Here is a 17,604-nt window from a genome sequence, read left to right on the forward strand (position 1 = left end):
TGCGGCTTCATCTCATATCATTGAACTAACTCAAAGCCCTCCGGGATCGGTGCCATTTCAAATCCTGACGGAATTGGAGGATTCTTGACCTCACCGCCGCGAAGCAGTTCTCGCGCGATGGCCCGCGACGCCTTGGCCGTCTTGTCCAATTCGTCTTGCTTGCCTTCCTGATCCAGCTGCGACCACGACGGTTCGGCCAGAAGCATAGCGATCTCATCCCGCAAGACAGGACCGGCGAGCGCCTGATAGCGGTTATATTCCGCATCGGAGAGCTTCTGTCCGCCGACCTTCCGGCCCAGCTTTCCAACCTTCAGATTATCGGCAAGCAGCGCTGCCACGATGGGATCGTTGGTTTCTTTCGACGCCCAGATGGGCGAGAGAAAATCCGGCCCGACGCCGCCCTGGCTAACGATCGGCTGACCCCACATGTCGCGACGCGGAAGAAGATCATCGGACATGCCGGGAATGCGCGACTGGATATAGCTCATGGTGTCGGGAGCCTCGCGCATCGTCGGGTCCATCCACCGCGCGACCTGCGAAACCCCGGTCGGGACAGCAAGCGAACCAGCAAGCCGCTTCACGAACGTGCCGCCGCTGCGCTCTGGATCGTTGAGGGCTTCCATCATGTCCGACACGCCCGACAGCCACGTCTTGTTCGACAGGTTGCCAAGGATGCTGGCGACAATGAGGCCCGCGCCTTCCTCGCGCTCGGTTTCCGTCATCCCGTCGCCCAGCGTCGCCATATCAGCCGCGGCGCCAATGGTAAGCGCGAAGGGATCGAGCCGCTTGTAGCTGTAATAGGTGTCGCCAAGCTTCACGCTATATTCCTGCCAGCCCGACGCCCGAAGCTGGCGCAGACGGTTTTGATCGGACGGTGGCGAGCCGGTGATAAGCCCATTCACGGCCATCTCCGCAAAGGCCGCACCGAACCCGGAGCCGACCATAACCCGCGCAATCGCCAAGTCGCGCTTTGGCCCGCCCGCTGCAAAATCCTTCCGCCATTCCTTGAGCAGCGGGGCGGCAGGGGAGCGCTCGGCAGCAAACTTGAACAGGTTTGTCGGCGTGCGGACGAACGGCAGAATAAGCTTGAGGACGGGGGCGGCTTGTGTGGCGCGGGAGACAGGACCGGCAATTTCCCCCAGCGGGCGCTGGAACGTCACGTAGCGCCCATAATCCAACGCGGATTCGATCATGTCATCAGTCGGGTTCGCGAAAAGCTCAGCCGAACGAGCGCGCAGCGCATCGCCCTTCAATCCTTCTGCGTGCGCCTTCCTCATCGCAAGCCCGGTCAACTCCATGCGCCGCGCCATGCCTTTGAACAGCTCGTCTTCTGCGGTCAGCAAGCGCGTGGGCGTGCGGATAATCTCGCCCTTGAGGCCACTAATTGCCTTTTGCCCCTGATCCTCGACCTTGGACACGAAATCGGACGCCTCGCCCGTCCGCAGCGCGCGGGCAAATTCGCGCGCGCCTTCCTTGGCACCCTGCAACATGCCGACAGCGCGCGAGCCGACTTCCGAGAAAGTGACGCTATCAACGGCATCGCGGCTGGCGACGCGTCGGGCGGCACCCATCCCGGCAGCCACCGCATGTTCGGGAATCTGTGCAACGCTGGTCAGCGTGTTGCTGAGCATGTTGACGACATGCGTCTGCGGACCTGAGAGGAGCGAGTTGATCCACAGTTCGACCAGCTTGTCGCGGAACCGGGGCTTGCTCGCTTTCTCGATAAAGCGGTTTAGGTTCGCCGGGTCGGCTTCCAGATCGATGATGGCGTTCGCTGCGTCTTTCAGGCGGGACTTGCCGCCACCAGAGTTGACCAATTCCGAAAGCACACGGCCGGGAACATCACGGCTATCAGCCGCCATGCGGAAAGCCGACAGCGCGCGGCCTGCTTCTGCGGTAGCGCCCGCCACCTGTTCCTGAATAGCCGTATGGCGAACGAGGGCTTTGCGAAATGCCGCCAGCAGTTCGTCGCCCGGTTCATCACCCGCCCGCTGGATGCGGCGAGCCATGTTGACCAGCTCGCTTGCGGACTTCCCAAGGATGGCACGCGCTGCATAGGCTTCTTCGGCGTTGAACGCCTGCCCCTTGCGCCGGGTTAGCAAATCATCGGCGCTCATTCCCAAATCTTGGGCCAGTGCGCGCGTCTCGGCCTGTGAAATCTGCCCACGCCTGGCGGCATCGAATCCGCCCGCGATATTCTCCGCGATCTTGAGCGCCTGCCCGATGTCCTGGGGGGTGTCGAGTTTGTCGATGCGGACGTTGCCCACCTTCGACACGACAGCGTTATTCCAGTCGTCATAGGCCGTTGCCGGGGGAGTGTTTGCGATTATGTCGTCTAGGGTGGCCGGCTGCCCCATATCCTCTGCCAGAGGTGCGCCTTCCTGCCGTGCGCGCTCGACGGCAAGCCGCTGGTCGCGGGCCGCGTTGAACGCGTCAATCTCGGCAAAGTCATCGGGCCGGAACGTGCGATTGACCCCCCGGTAGGTATCGCCGAGCGCGGTCACAAATTCATCAACCGACGGGCGCGTGGCGTAATCCGGGAAATAGCCCGCTTCCCATGCCCGCTGCGCCATTTCGTCCAGCGTGGCGCCGCTTTCGTCATTGAGCAGTGGGCCTAGGCGATTCTCGCCTCCGGCAAAGTCATCGCCCCGGCGCGGCGCGTTCGACAGGCCAGCGGCTTTCAGCTCACCCCGGAAGTCGGCAACGCCGCCCTCAGAGCGCACATAGGCCACCAGATCGAGCGGGCCGCGACGATTGAGCATGTTGTCGGGATTGGCGCGCGAGGGGAATTGACGGGCTTCCAGAACAGCCCGTTCGTTCGGTGCGCGGACCTCAGGGTAAAGCCCGTCATTCGCCGCCGCAAATTCGTCGAGAGACTGGATTTCATTCGCGGGACGCGGCAGCACGTCGCCGGGGACAACCCTCGCCGTCGCGGCGTTAATCATCGCCTCTGTCGGGCCATCCATCATGCGCGTGGCCCGCGAGGCATTCACGTCGATGGTATCGGGGATGCGCGGGGACGATAGCGACGGCATAGCGTCCTCTGCGTCCATATTGGCGACTGAGGGGCGATCAAGGACGAAGCCGTCGGGGATCGGAGGCAGCGAATCATCAACCGGCACCGGTGCAGGCTCACCCAGCTTGGGGAGCGTCACCGGCTCGGCGGCTGCGGTTGGGGCGGGAGCGTTCGACAGGGATTCGGCGATAATCTGACTGGCCGATGGTTTCCCCGTCCGCCGCGACAGGAGGTCTCGCACCACCGGCGACGCGACATCTATCCCCTTGCCGAGCGTCCCGCCCACGACCGCGCCGCCCAAGGCATTCAGGGGGACATTTGCAAGTCGCTGGCCTAGCGTCCCATCGCCCGAACCGAAGCCGTAGATTGCGCCCTCAGCGGCGCCAGCCCTCGCCAACCCCGCAGCACCGCGCACACCTCCGCCGAACGGCAGGGCAAAGCCGCTGGCAAGCTGACCGCCAGCCCGCACATAAGGATGATTGGTTTCGTCGTAATCGATGATGGCGCGATTCTGGCGCAGGTTGTTTTCGTAAATGTCGCCGAACGACCGATCGCTGTTGAAGATGCTTTCGCGGTAAGGTGTCATGCCGAGCGCATCCGGCACGGCGCCCATTTCATCGAGAAAGCCCAAGGGATCGCCAAAGCCGCGCAAGCCAGCCCCTAAACGGCCATCGCCGGGATCAATGAGCGGCAGCGGGATCGGGGCGCTACCGCCCGTCCTGCGGGCCTCGAAGAAGGCCGACACGTCGCGAGGGTCGAACGTCATGCCGTTCACTTCCGCGAATTGTGCGAGGCTTTCCGGCGTGGCGTCAGGCGATGACAGGAGCGCGCCATAAGCTTCCTGCACTTCGGGCCGCATCCCGGCGAAAGCGTTCTGCTTCTTGAAATCTGCGAGGGTGGCGGCGTCCCAGCTGGAATAGTCGATATTGCCGATACGCTGACCCGAACGAATCGCTTCGATAAACTCCTGGTCGGCAACTTCCGATGCTTCGCGTCCTTTGGCTTTCCAATAGGCGTCAAGGTCAGCCTGGCTGAAATTGGGATCGCCCGACTTGTTGGCAAGGAAGCCGAAAAAATCGCGTTCCTCTGCGTCGGTGAGACGCTGAAATTCGGGCCGCAGTTCCGGCAGATCGCTGGTAAAGACCGCCTGTTCGTCGGGACCGATTTTCAGGTTCCAGCGGTCGGCCTTCCGGTGAACGTCCGGCGCCAGATATTGCGTGGCGTGCGCGCCCTGATTGTTCAGGCGGCCGAGCCGTTCCGCCTCCAGATATTCAGCACGGCGCTGCGGATCGTCGCCGAGATAGTCAGGTGCGGCGAGCCCCTGACCCTGCCAGAGCAGCGGCAGCACATTATCGAAGCCGCTATTCTCGGTGACGACGACCGGACGCCCGAATGTCTGTTTGCCAATGCCGCGCACGTCCGTCTGCGGGGTGATGAACCGGTCGAGCGCATTGGTGGAAAGCTGTCCAATCGGCACCGTGCCGCCATCGGGGCGATACCCGAGCTGATCGCTTTCGAAGGCGTCATAGCCATAGAGGCGAGCATTCGGGCCGCCCTGCAAGCGCAGCGTATCGCCGTCCACGACGCCGCCCGACGCGATGAAATCCATCAGGTCGCGCTTGGGGTCGGGCTCGTCCAGTTCCCAGCCGGGAGGAATCGGAGGACGGCTGTCGCTCACTGAACCGGCACCCACTGACCATTGCGCAGCGTCATCTTCTCGCCAGTCTTGGGGTTGCGGATCACCTGACCGCCGGCTGTGCCGCCGCTCCGAGGCTTCCCGGTGCGACGATAATAGGTGTCGAGCGCCTGCTGCTCGCCAGCCGTGAGCGGTTGACCCTGCGAGACCTTGCCCAAGATCGGGGCGATGACGCCTGCGATCGTCGGCTTACCCCTGCCTCCACGACTGCCGCCGGACGGCCGGGGGTTTGCCTGCAAATAGGTTGGTGTCTGACGAAGCTGGAGGCGGTTCTTCTGGCGCTCACCCTCCATCGACAGGCGGTTTTGCTGCCGCAAGTTTTCGAGGAACTGCCGACCATCGTTAGCGGTCGGGCCAGCCGTGCGCAGGACGTAATCCGCCATGGCGTCGTTATACTCGTCGGTCCCCGGCTCGAATCCCATCTGATCGGCATAGAGCTGGAAATCCTCGGGCGCGTCGTAAAGCACCTGGCTTTCGCCGCTCACCGGGTTGTAGCTCACCCGATCCTCGCCCGACATGAAGAACTGCGGTTTGCTCTGCTCAAATTCCTGCTGCCAGAGCCGATCGGCAAACGAGCGGATATTCTGATCAAGGTAGGGATTCGTCAGCGCCTCAATGATCGCGTCGCTCGGTCGATACATCTGCGTCGGCACCGCTCCATTCTGCGGACGCGCCATTAGAGCGCGGGCGATCTGGTTTTCCTGCTCTGTCCCGGTAATCAGGGCCGCGGCAACAGGATCGACAGCCACCGTCTCGCGCCACGCTTCGGGCGGCGGCGGGGCTTGATCGATCGAGGGTGGCACATCAGGCAGCATCGCCGAACCCGAAGGAGCGACGGAACTAGGCGGGATATCGACAGGAGCGATACCTGAACTAGCGGCCGGCTGGCCGTAACCCGGCTCGGACGGTGGTTGCGTCAGAAGCTCCGCGATCCGCCTGCCATCTGCGGCGTTGGCATCTGCGGCTTTTTGCGCCTTTCGATCCCGCAATGCTCCCAGCACGTTGTCAGCAACGCGGCCAAGCCCCTGCGACCAATGCTGCACCGGTGAGTAATCGGATTGCATCTGACGGGCGGCGAGCGCGCGCTCGCGGGCAATATCTTCCGGCGTCATGCGCCGACCGCCTTGGCCCCAGATGAACGGCTGCTCAGGCGGACGCGCCATCTCGGCCAAAATGTCAGGGTGGATTGCCATTAGAACGCCTTTCCTCGGAGACCGAAAAGCCCCCCGCCTGAAATTGGGGCGGGGTCTGAATTGAACCGTGCTTGCGCCGCGAGCGCCTGTGCCATGCGCGCGCCGTCCGCAGCGTTCGCCTCCGCCGCGCGGTTCGCGTTCCTCATCTCCAGCGCACCGTTGATGTTGCCCGCCACGCGAGCGAGGCCCTGCCACGGCGATTGAATTGGGCTATAATCCCCCTGCATCATGCCCGTGGCTCGCTTGCGCTGGGCGGCGATGTCCTCAGGCGTCATGCGCTGACCGCCGGCACCCCAAGTGAATGCCGCAGGCTGAGCTGCGGCTGGCTGGGTCAGAAGCGTAGCGATGTCAGGCGTGGCGGCAGGTAGACCGTAGGGCAGCATCTCAGTGGATCCTCACGCTATCGACGGCGGCATTGCCGTCAGATTGAGCGGCAAGCTGCCGGTCCTCTTCCATGACCCGCTCCATGACGGAGGCGGGCATGGCGGCTGCAATTCGTTGAAAGCACTGGTCGGCAACTTCATGGCCGGTCGACGCAACGCGCTTGTAAAGGCCGACACCCTCGATGAGGCGGACCTGCGCGAGCGGAAGAACGCCGGTCAGTTCGTAGAGGTCCGACGACCGGATCAACGCATCTGCCAAGTCCAGTGCGTCCTCAAGATCGCCGTGGCTCGCAGCGAGGCGCGCCATCATGACCTCACATTCGGCACTGCCGGTAAGCTCAAACAGCAACGACGCATCGCCACCCGCTATGACAAAACCCTGCTCTCGTTCGAGAGCTTCCTCAACCTCGCCGCAACGCGCCTATGGCTGAAGTCTTTTGTCAACACGACCTAGCGCGTCCACCATTTCCTTCGATCGCGTCAAGATGGCTCCTCGCCGACTTTGGACGGCGTGTTGGCGTCTTTCGGCCAGAAGCGCAGAATGAGATGCATCGGGTAATATCCGGCCCCCCCCCCGCCGCGGATCATCGCTGCCGGTGCCGAACGATATGGTCGACTACCGGCCCCGCGGTAAAGCCGTGAACCATGGTCGAAAGCAGGATCGTGAGCGCGATCGTCGCCCAAAGCGGCCCCTCGTTCACCAGTTCCAGATGGCTTGCAGCATAGCCGAGGTAGTAAATGGAGCCGATGCCCCGCACCCCGTAGAAGGCGATCACGAGCCGTTCGGCCTGGGGTAATCCGGTCCGGAGCAAGCTGACCCAGCCGGCCAACGGCCGCACAACGAACAGGAGGCCGAGCGCGATCGCGGCATGCGCCCAGTCGAGTTCGACGAACAAGCGGGGAAAGGTCGCGCCGATCAGCATGAGGAGCAGCGCCGTAAGCGCAAGCTCGATCGCTTCGTTGAAGCCATGGAGTTGGCCGTGAAACGCATGCTCGGCCTCGACGCGGCGTAGCACGACCCCGGCAACGAAACAGGCGATGAAGCCGTAGCCTTCGGCAAGTTCGGTCATGCCATAACAGAGCAGCACGCCTGCGATAGCCAAAAGCCCGGACGCCGTGTCGGCGAGAACATTGCCGCGCGGGATCACGAACAGGACGCGTCCCAACACCCAGCCAACGGCAGCACCCGCTGCACAGCCCACCGCGATGCGATACAAGACGTCCAGCAACAGCCATTCGCCCAGCATGGCGGCCGAGAAGCCCGTCGTCCCCGCCAGCAAACCCAGATAGACGAAGGGGAAAGCGAGGCCATCGTTGAGTCCTGCTTCGGTCGTGAGAGTAAAGCGCACCGGATGCTCGCCCCCTTCGGTGGGCGGTCCCACCTGCACTTCGCCCGCGAGCACCGGGTCGGTCGGGGCCAGTACTGCACCGAGAAGGAGTGCGCCCGCCAGTGTCATGCCGGCAAAGGCGAAACCCATGAAAGCGACAGCCGCTATGGTGATCGGCATCGCGATTGCCAGAAGCCGGATCGTCGGCCGCCATCGCCGATAGTCGGTGACATTGTCGATTCGGATGCCGGTCCCGAACAAGGCGACGATAACGGCAAGTTCGCTGGCGAGTTCCCAGAAAAGCGGTGCCTGCCGTGGATCGAGCGCCTGCGATATACCGGGGAATATCCAGTGGATTGCGATGCCGAACAGGATAAGTAACGCCGATGCCGCAGGCTCGCGTCCGGACAGGAAGCGCGGGAGCCAGAATGCGGCGATCATAACCGCGCCGACAAGCGCCATTCCGAGATGATAGCTGCTGAAATCAAAGAAGGGTTGGTCTTTCATCCGTCCTGCAATGTTGTCGTGGAGCAAAGGAAACGCTGCGGCGTCTGCCACCGTTCCCCTGAGCCCGCCCGTCCCTAAGCGGACGACTTTAAGCCGTGCGCGCCGACGCGATCGATGATGTGCACGACGAAACTCGGCAGACCGCGCGTGATTGCGCTGGCAGACAAAAGGAAGAGGCCGAGGCGACGCATGTCACCTCGGCCTCTCCCCACGGGAATCGCTTCTGATCGGGTCGCGTGATCAGAAGGCGATGCGCGCAGTGACCCTTGCACCATGGGCGTTGCGGTCCGATGCCAGCGTGCCTGTGTAGGCAGCACCGAGCCGGAACAAACCGGAGGTGAATTCGAAACCCGCTTCGACCTCGGCCGAATTTTTGGGGATCACGGTGCCGAGGATTTCGAACGCCGGTCCGCCGGCCGTAAAGCGCGACACGATCGGCGCGCCGCGGTCGCCCGATGCACGGTTCCATGCGGCCGAGACATAGGGCTGGAAGCCCGGTTTGCCCGCATTGAACTGCGCCCGCGCGCCAAGGCTGAAGAAGGTCGTCTTCTGATCGGCCTTGCCGACCGTCAGCGCCGCATTGCCGCCGGTTTCGGCAAAGGCATCGCTGCCGGTGTCGACATGCGCCAGCCGGGCAAAGGGCGTCACCGCCATGTTGCCTGTGACGAAGTCGTAACCGATTTCGCCGAAGATCTGCAGCGTATCAGCGTCGCGCTTCGATGTCAGCGTCTGCGCCAGCGGCGCGCCCGCGATGCCGCGGCTGGTGTCGATATCGTGCCAGGCATAGCTGACCCCCACGGTTCCGCGCAGCCCCTCGCCGCCGCCATAGGTGGCGTGCGCGGCAAGATATTTGCTGTCGACCTCGGCCCGGTCATTCCGGCCGTCGAACCGGAAGTCCGAACTGCCGATCCCTGCCGAAAGCGCCGCGGCGAAGCCGTTGCCGCCGATGCCGACCCCTGCGATCAGACCCTTGTGATCGGTATCCATCGCGAAATTGCCGCGATTGGCGTCGAAATCGCCCCAGCTGCCAAAGGCCGAGCCCCAGACGAAGGCGCCGCCTTCTGCGGGAGCCTTCATCCCCATCAGGCTGTTCCGCAAGTGCCGGCTGTCGTCGGTCAGGCCGCTGAGCGAACTGGCGAGGATTTCGCCCGACAGGTCGCCAAAGCTCGCCTGCGCGGTCGCGGCATTCTGCACCAGAACCGCTTCGTAAAGCGGGTTGTCGACCCCGAGCGCCTGGACCGCGGTCGCAACGCTCGTCTGATTGAAGCCGATCGCGATGTCGGCAAAATCGATGTCGTTGCGATAAAGCGACAGCGTCACCGAATTCATGCTGTAACGCAGCAGCGGATCGAGGAAGGCAAGGTCGCTCGTCACCGTCCCGAAGGTGCCGGTGATGCCGCCCGCGCCGGTCAGGATCACATAGTCGGTCCGCCCGTTATATTCGCCATTTTCGGCTAGAACGGCAACGCTGGCCGTGCTGTCGATCGTCACCGCACCGGTGGCGTCGAGGCGGTCGGCTTCGCCCGCGGCGTTGACTTCGACCTCATAGGTCGAACCGGCGGCAAATGCGAGGTTGCCATTAACCGTCAGCTGGCCGATCGAGTTGCCCGGCGCAAGCGTACCCCCGTCGCCGACCGTCGTCGAGCCCACGCTGCCGTTGCCGCCGAGCGTCCCGCCGCTGTTAACCGTAACCGGCGAGACGATCGAACCGTTGACTGCCAGCGTACCGCCGTTGACCGCGGTCGGGCCGGTATAGCTGCTGTCGCCGGTCAGGTTGAGCGTCCCCTCGCCTTCCTTGACCAGGCTGCCGCCACCCGAAATATCGCCGCCGAATTCGGTGTTTCCGCTCTGCGCCACGGTCAACTGGTTGTCGCCGATAACGACGCTCGCTCCCTCGTCGCCTTCGAGCCCGCCGATGGTCTGGTCGTTGCCCGTAATGTCGAGCGTGCCGCCTTCGCCGAGGTCGAAATTGGTCTCCGGGTCGATGATCCCGCCGATCCGCACCGATCCGCCGAGGATGTTCGTCACACCCTGAAAGGCATAATCGCCCATGAACGCCAGGACGCCGTCGCCCTTCTTGTCGAGCGTACCGCTGCCCGAAAAGGCGCCAAGGAAATCATAGTCATCGGACCGGTTGAAAACGAACCGGCCGTCGTTGACGATATTGCCCGCGAAGCTGCCCTCGGTCCCGCCGGCGCCCAGCTCGAAAAAGCCATCGCCCTCGGTCTTCACGTCGCCCTGAAGCACGCCGGTCAGCACCAGCCCGCCGTTGGAAATGACCGTGCCGCCGGTATGCGCGATATTCGCGGTATCGACGGTGAACACGGCATCGCCGATCAGTTGCAACTGCCCGGCCCCGTCGATCGTCAGTTCATCGAGCGCCGAGACGGTTTCGTCGGTGCCGAAATTGAGCACGAGCAGGCCGTCGGTCCGCACTGTCGAAGTGAGGATCGGCGACGAGGTGTCCCCGCCGCCAAGATCGACTTCGTTGACCTGGAGCGCGCCGCCCTCGGCGACCGCGACATTGCCGAATTCGCCGACGAAGCCGGAGGTCGACCAATAGCCGGCGGCGACATTCAGCGTCTCGAAACCGCTGGCCGCCGTAAGCTGCTGCGCCTCGGTCAGTTCGAGGATGTCGCCGTCGAGCGTAAGCGTATCGACGCCGTCGCCCGCATCGACAAGACCCGATATGCTGCTGCCTGTCTTCAGCGTCACCATGTCATCGAACGCGCCGAACAGCGCCGCGACGCCGTTGCCGCCGGTGATGGTGCCGCTGTTGACGAGGCTGGTCGCCGCCGCAGTCGATTCGATACCTGTTCCGGCGCTCTGGATCGTGCCGGCATTGATCAGGTCGAGCGTGCCTTCACCGCTGGCGAAGACGCCATAGGCCTCACCTTCGATCACCCCGCTCGCGCTGTTGTTGATCGTCACGTCGCCGAGGGTGCCGTGGAACACGCCGGCCCCCGCCACGCTGGTGATCGTCCCGCTGTTGTCGAGCGTCGCGGTCGAAAGATCGCTACCGAAACCGACGCCATAGCCGTTGAGGCCGTCGTCGCGGGTGCCGGTGATGGTGCCGCTGTTGACGAGGCTGGCGGTCAGTCCGCTGCGATCCTCGCCCGGGTCGGTGTTGATCGCGGTGCCCTGGATGAACATGCCGCCATCGACGCCGGTGATGTCACCGCCATTCTCGACCGCGCCGCCGCCCGAGAGGATGATCCCGAAACGCGTCCCGCTAATGTCGCCGCCTTCGGCGTTGACGACCGAGGCGCCGAAATCCTCCTTCGCCTGATCGGTGAAGGCATACATCGAGATGCCGTCGGAGAAGGTGGTGCCTTCGCCGCGGATCGATCCGCTGTTGGTGACGGTGCCGCCCCCGATCAGGCGCACGCCGTCGTTCCCCTCGCCCAGGATCGTGCCGCTGTTGGTCACCTGGGTGCCGATGGCGAGACCGACGAGCGTGCCGGCTTCCTCGTCGAACAGCGACGCGGTGGTGATACCCGCGCTCGCTCCCGAAATGGTGCCGCTGTTGGTCACGCTCGATGCCGCGGTGCCGATAGTGATCCCGGCGTCGGGCGGTGCGGCGAAGCCGTCATAGGTGCCGTTACCGCGGATGGTGCCCGCATTATCGACCGTCAGCGTGCCGCCCGCGCCGCTGTATATGCCCGATGTGGCGCCGGTGATGACCCCGCCGTCTTCATTGGTCACGCTGAGGTCGGCGAGCGAGCCGTGGCTGACGCCCTCGGCGAATTCGCTGCTGATCGTGCCGCTGTTGACCAGCGTTGCGGTCGACATGTCGCTGCCGAAACCAACACCATAGCCTTCGGTGCCGGTGCCGCCGAAATCGCCGAGTCCGGTAATCGTTCCGCGGTTGACGATGCTCGCGGTCAGCCCGCTGCGCTCCTCGTTCGGATCGGTGTTGAGCGCGGTGCCCTGGACATAGACGCCGCCCGAGGCGCCAAGGATTTCGCCGTCGTTCACGACATCGCCGCCGCCCGACAGGATGACGCCGAAGCGGACGCCGATGATCCGCCCCTCGGTCTCGTTGGTGACGAGCGCGCTATAATCCTCGTTCGCCTGGTCGGTGTAGGCGAACATCGACACGCCATCGGCAAAGGCGTCGATCTGGCCGCCGATCTCGCCGCTGTTCGTCACGCTGCCGCCGCCGATCAGGCGCACGCCATCGTCGTTATATCCGTAAATGGTGCCGCTGTTGACCACAGTGGTGCCGGTCGCGAGGCCCTGAAGCTGGCCGGTCGCGGGATTGAAATAATTGGCGGTCGTGATGCCGAAACGATTACCGGTGATGCTGCCGCTGTTGACGACCGAGCTGGGCCCGCCCGAAATGGTGACGCCCGCGTCGGGCGGCGCGTCGAAGCCCGGATTGACCCCGTCGCCATGAATGGTGCCTGCGTTGGTGAGGTCGAGCCCGCCGAGTTCGGCATGAACGCCCGACGCGGCGCCGGTGATCGTGCCGTCTTCAGCGTTTTCGATCACCGTCGTGCCATTGTTTATCGATGCATACACGCCGTCGCCGGCCGCGCCGGCGATCGCGCCGCTGTTGGCAACCGAGAAGCTTTCCAGATTGCCGAAACCGACGATCCCGTCACCCGCGAGGCCGTTGATCGTACCGCTGTTCGTGATCGCCCCGGTCAAGGGGGCTTCGCCATTCTGGATCAACACACCCAAGCCGTTGCCGTCGATCGCACCGGCATTGTCCACCGTGCCACCCGACGACAAAGCGACACCGGCGCGCACGCCGGTGATCTGCCCCTCGGCGCTGTTCGTGACGCTCGACACATAGGTAGCCGGATCCTGCCCGTCATAGGCGTACATGTTGACGCCGTCGGATTGGGCGTTGTTGAGGCCGCTGATCACGCCGCTGTTGACCACCGCGCCGCCGCCGACGAGCCGGACGCCATCATTATTGTTGCCCAAGATCGTGCCGCTGTTGGTCACCGCGGTGTTGGCTGCAATGAACGCCCCGGGACCCTGCGGCGTCGCCGGCTGCGCATTGGTGACGATCCCGAACTGCCCGCCGCGGATCGTCCCGCTGTTTGTGATCGCGGCATCGGCGGTCAGGATGTTGATCCCGTTCTGCGAATCGCTGCGGATCGTGCCTGCATTGTCGACCGTCAGCTTGCTGATCGCCGCCTGGATGCCATTGCCGCCCGATGCGATTTCGGCGCCTTCGCCATTGTTGACGATCAGTTCGCCGTTCGACTGTCCCAGGATCGCCCCGGCGGCCCCGTTGATGATACCTTCATTGTTGATCGTTGTCGTTTCCAGCGCGCCGCCCGCGAGCACACCGAAAAAGCCGAGGACGACGCCCTCGTTGTTCAACGTCGCGCTCCGCCCGGTCTGTTCGGGCGTCGCGCCCATGACGATCCCGAAGGGAACCTGGGCGCCGGGAATGGCCGGGTTGAACTGGCCGGTGGCCTGGATCCTGCCGCCTTCGTTGTTGATCGTTCCGCCGCCCTGCAAAACGACGCCAAAGGTCTGCCCCTCGATGATCCCCGTATCGATATTTGTGACCGTGCCAACGCCGGTGGCGTCCGCCGCGATGGCGTCGGGGAATTCGGTAATAACGACGCCGATCCCGTTGATTCCGCTGCCCGGCGCGCCGTTGAAGCCCTGGATCAGGCCGTCATTGTTTGTGACGCTGCCACCACCGGCCAGCGCGACGCCGTTGCCCGCGTCGCCGCGGATTATGCCCGTGTTGACGACCGTCGTGTTCGCCGCGCGGGGTTCGGGCGGCAATTCGTCGTCATTTTCATCCTCGCTGAAAAAATAGGACGTGGCGATACCGTTGGAACCGCCCGTGATGTCGCCGCTGTTGGTCACGCTCGATCCTGGCTGGGAGATGACGATCCCGCCGCTGGGCCGGCTTTCGATGCTGCCGATGCTGGTGCCGTTGCCCCGAATCTCGCCCGCATTGTCGACCGTTACCGGACCATTGTCGGCGTAGATGCCGATATCGCTCCCCCCGACTTCCTCGTCCTCGCCGACCACGACTTCCAGCAGCTCGGGCTGGTCGTTGTGGATGCCAAAGGCTTCCTGGGCGCCGGCGGACGAAATCACCTGTCCGATTGACAGACCGACGATCGCACTCGTGGCGAGCAGGCGAGATTTCGAAATGCGTGACATGATCTTTCCCCTTGACGTAGCAGGCAAGGCAAGAGGTTCGCCGGAGAGCCATCAGGCTCTCCGACTGGTCCACCCCGCCTTAGAAATTATGCGCCCCTCAAGCCCATCGGGTTCGATCACCCCCGGCTTTGTGCGCGATGACTAGAAGGAGGCGCGGCGTAGCGTCTACCCAATGTTTTTTAGGGTGATTTTGCGACAGGGCGTTGCTGCCCCCCTTGCGCACAGGCGCCCGGGACCGTTACGGAAGACGATCACCGGGGGGTGGGTCGCAAAATATGATGGGCGCGCGGAAGCGCACGCCCGCCGGGTGCTCGATGGCGCACCTGCTCCCCGCGCGGCGCGGGGTGCTGATGAAATTTTTATACGCGATTCTTGGCCTCCTGGTCCTTCTCGCCGCGCAAGCGGCGCGGGCGGAGGCGGGACAATTGCCGGTACTTGAGCTGCGGGCGCACGAAGACGCCCCGCCGCTCGCGCCTTTCGTGCGATTCGCCAAGCGCCCCGGCGAGACGCGCGCGCCTCAGCTAACCAGAATACTGGCCGGTCCATTGCAACGCATCGAGGGTCCGACGATTCATTTCGGACCGCCGGGCACCCGGACCGTCGTCCTGCTGAAGGTCCGGAATGCAAGCTCTGAACAGGGCAGCTGGATCCTGAGCACCGGCCGCGGATCGCTCAAGCATTTTCGGCTCTATGAGGCGCAGGGCGGCCGGCTCTCGCTGATCGTCGACGGCACCGATTCAGAGGCCGCGCGGCGCAACCTCGGTACCTATCAGGCTTTCAGCCAGGAACTCGTGCTTGCTCCGCGGCAGGAAAAGCTGGTCGCCATCGAGTTCGTCTCCGAAAATTCGACCTATATGCCGCTCCGAATCCAGAGCTATGGCAGCTTCTTCAAGGAACGGCGCGCCAATATCTCGATGGTGTCGGGCGTCGTCGTGGGCGCGCTGATACTGTTGCTGCTCAATTTCCTCTTCTTCTCGATCACGGGGTTCAGGGAATTTCTGTGGCTCGCCGTGGCGGAGGCGTTTTTCGCCCTGAATACCGTTCATTCGGAAGGCTATATCACGATCTTCTTCCTCTACGACCAACCGCAGACGGGCGTGGCGGTCGAGGATTTCATCAAATGCGGCTTCGCGGCGTCGATGGCGCAATTCTGCCGGAGCTTCGTCAACACGCAGGTCAATTTCCCCAAGCGCGACATGGCGCTGAAGGCTCTGGTCCTCTTCGCGGTCGGGGTCATGCTGCTCCAGCCGGGGCTCGCCGCCTATCCGGCGGGTATGCGGTTTTTTCTGCATCTGTCGGGGTGGCTCGTTGCGGTCGCCGTCGCGCTATTCCTCCCCTTCGTCGGCTATGCGGCGATGAGACAGCTCGGCTATCAGCTCTGGCCGCTTTTCGTGGGCTGGGCCAGCTTGGCCCTGTTCATCATCTACGCCGCCATTGCATCGATGGGCGTATTCACCTGGCTGCCGATCAACTGGCACCTCGCCGGTCCGGTCGGTCTGTTTGAATCGGTCATGGTCACGCTGGCGCTGGGGTTGAACCTCAAGAAAATCCAGCAGGAAAAAATTGCCGCCGACGCCAATTACGCGCGCTCGCTATCTGAACGGTTGGAAATGAGCGAGCAGGCGAAACGACTGGTCGAAGAAAAGGCATCGGCCCTGGAAACCGTGTATAGCCAGAATGCGCTGCTCCACGCGTCGGGGCATGACAGCCGGCAAGTGATCCTGGCGCTCAACAGCGCGGTCGACGTGCTCAAGCGACGCGACGGGGCCGGCGCCGACCGCGGGCTGGTCGAAATGCTCGAAAGTTCGGCGAGCTATTTGAATGAAATCGTTTCGACGACGATTTCGGGCGCCAATATCGCTACCGGCGATTCCGGTTTCGTCGCGCTCAGCAGCTTTTCCGGACACGCGCTCGTCGAACCGCTGTCGATGATGTTCAAAACGCTGTTCGCCGGCAAGAAGCTGTCACTCGATGTCCGTGTCGAAGGCGATATCACGATCATTTCGGACAAGCCGCTGTTGATGCGGGCGCTCGCCAACCTGCTCAGCAACAGCTATAAATTCACCCAGCGTGGCGGCGCGAGCATTGCCCTTTCCCTTTCCGGCGGACAGGCGGCCATCGTCATACGCGACAGCGGGAGCGGAATGCCGGCGGAGGTCGTCGCGGCGCTGAACAGCGGTACCGAAACCCGGATTCGCGCGGACGAAAAGGTGCAGGGCACCGGGTCGGGTTTCGGTTCGGCGCGGCGAATTATTCACAGATTGCATGGAACGCTGCAGATCGAATCATCGACAGCTGAGGGCACCCAAATCCGGATCCTGCTGCCGGCCGCCTTTGCAACTGCCACCCCGGTTTCCATCGAAGCGTTGCGCGCGCAGCTCAAGGACTGGACCTTGCTCGATTTCGACGACCGTCCGAGCTTTGAAGCGGGGTTGGCCGGCGTGGAGGGCCGCGTCGCCGCGCTGACCTACGACGACACGACGGTTACGCGCGGGCGGCTCAGCGAATTGGTCGATCTGGTCGCGATCAAGCCCCCGTGCCGCGAATTGCTCGCGCATCCGCTGTTCGCCGCGGACCGATCAGAGCAGATTTAGCTCGTTTGCGCGCTCGACGATCTTGCGGTTGTGCGGGGCGTCGAGCTTGCGCCGCAACTCGGCGATATGGAAGGACACCGTCGGCGGCGCGATCGACAGCCGATAGGCGATTTCCTTGTTTGTCTCGCCCTGCGCCAGATAATGGAGAATTGCCATTTGCCGCGACGACAGCGCAATCGGCGGCTGCTGAAACTTGCCGAGCGCCTCGCCGATATGCGGCGAGATATAGATGTCGCCCGCCAGCGCTGCGTCGCATGCCGCGACGATATGATCCAGCGGATCGGATTTGCTGACCACAGCACGCGCGCCAAGCTTCAGTGCCGAATGGATTTCGTTGAGGTGCGTTTCGCCCGTCAGGATGATCACCGTCATGTCGCGCGACCCGACGATTTCGGCAAGCACGTTAATTCCGCGAACATCGGGCAGGTTGAGGTCGAGGATCACAAGGTCGACGGGCTGCGACTGGACAAAGGGTCCCACCGTCGCCCCGCGATCGAGCGCACCGACGATCGCATAGCGATCGAGCGAATCAAACAGGAAACGCAGCCCGCTCTGGGTGATGCGATGATCGTCCACGATCAGAACATTATGCTTCACCGTCATGCCAGCGCCCCGCTCAGCCCCTGACAGCTATTCCGCCGATATCGCACCGGCCGCAACCCGAATAATATTGGGGTGACGCCGCCGTGATATTATCAAACCGGCGTCGCGACCCGGTCAGCGATCCGGGTTGCCGACACGAG

At 63.5% G+C, this 17,604-nt stretch carries 8 protein-coding genes; 2 read left to right on the forward strand and 6 right to left on the reverse strand.

The features are described 5' to 3' along the window. Positions 1-17: 17 nt before the first annotated feature. Genes HDC35_RS04350 through HDC35_RS04360 form a run of 3 tightly spaced genes read right to left on the reverse strand, consistent with a single transcriptional unit; the run spans position 18 to position 6,288 of the window. Positions 18-4,694 carry a thermonuclease family protein gene (locus HDC35_RS04350; RefSeq protein ID WP_184644114.1) on the reverse strand — a complete coding sequence of 1,559 codons (4,677 nt, stop codon included), beginning with the start codon at positions 4,692-4,694 and terminating at the stop codon, positions 18-20. After that, positions 4,691-5,905 (reverse strand): hypothetical protein, encoded by a 1,215-nt coding sequence (locus HDC35_RS04355; RefSeq protein WP_184644116.1) that lies wholly within the window; start codon positions 5,903-5,905, stop codon positions 4,691-4,693. The genes HDC35_RS04350 and HDC35_RS04355 overlap by 4 nt, the downstream gene beginning before the upstream one ends. Beyond that, positions 5,905-6,288 carry a hypothetical protein gene (locus HDC35_RS04360; protein WP_184644118.1) on the reverse strand — a complete coding sequence of 128 codons (384 nt, stop codon included), beginning with the start codon at positions 6,286-6,288 and terminating at the stop codon, positions 5,905-5,907. Before HDC35_RS04360 ends, HDC35_RS04355 begins: the two co-directional genes overlap by 1 nt. Before the next feature lie 4 nt (positions 6,289-6,292). Here HDC35_RS04360 and HDC35_RS19925 point away from each other — a divergent pair, with 4 nt between their 5' ends. Continuing rightward, the gene (locus tag HDC35_RS19925; protein WP_409437931.1) at positions 6,293-6,742 is read left to right on the forward strand and encodes a hypothetical protein; all 450 of its coding nucleotides are present in this window, start codon (positions 6,293-6,295) and stop codon (positions 6,740-6,742) included. A gap of 130 nt (positions 6,743-6,872) precedes the next feature. Here the strand turns inward: HDC35_RS19925 and HDC35_RS04370 are convergent, their stop codons facing one another. Together HDC35_RS04370 and HDC35_RS04375 are read right to left on the reverse strand one after the other, a co-directional pair. After that, the gene (locus HDC35_RS04370; RefSeq protein WP_184644120.1) at positions 6,873-8,123 is read right to left on the reverse strand and encodes a sodium:proton antiporter; all 1,251 of its coding nucleotides are present in this window, start codon (positions 8,121-8,123) and stop codon (positions 6,873-6,875) included. Between the two features lie 240 nt (positions 8,124-8,363). After that, positions 8,364-14,267 carry an autotransporter domain-containing protein gene (locus HDC35_RS04375; protein ID WP_184644122.1) on the reverse strand — a complete coding sequence of 1,968 codons (5,904 nt, stop codon included), beginning with the start codon at positions 14,265-14,267 and terminating at the stop codon, positions 8,364-8,366. A 314-nt stretch (positions 14,268-14,581) separates the two neighbouring features. Between HDC35_RS04375 and HDC35_RS04380 the strand changes: the two genes are divergently transcribed. Next, positions 14,582-16,861 (forward strand): sensor histidine kinase, encoded by a 2,280-nt coding sequence (locus HDC35_RS04380; RefSeq protein WP_184644124.1) that lies wholly within the window; start codon positions 14,582-14,584, stop codon positions 16,859-16,861. On the opposite strand, the gene HDC35_RS04385 is transcribed toward HDC35_RS04380, so the two are convergent. Further along, a complete protein-coding gene (locus tag HDC35_RS04385) occupies positions 16,847-17,464 on the reverse strand; it encodes a response regulator transcription factor (protein WP_184644126.1) in 618 nt (205 codons plus the stop codon). The genes HDC35_RS04380 and HDC35_RS04385 overlap by 15 nt on opposite strands. Between the last annotated feature and the right edge of the window lie 140 nt (positions 17,465-17,604).

Source organism: Sphingopyxis sp. JAI128 (genome assembly GCF_014207235.1).
Classification (GTDB): Bacteria; Pseudomonadota; Alphaproteobacteria; order Sphingomonadales; family Sphingomonadaceae; genus Sphingopyxis.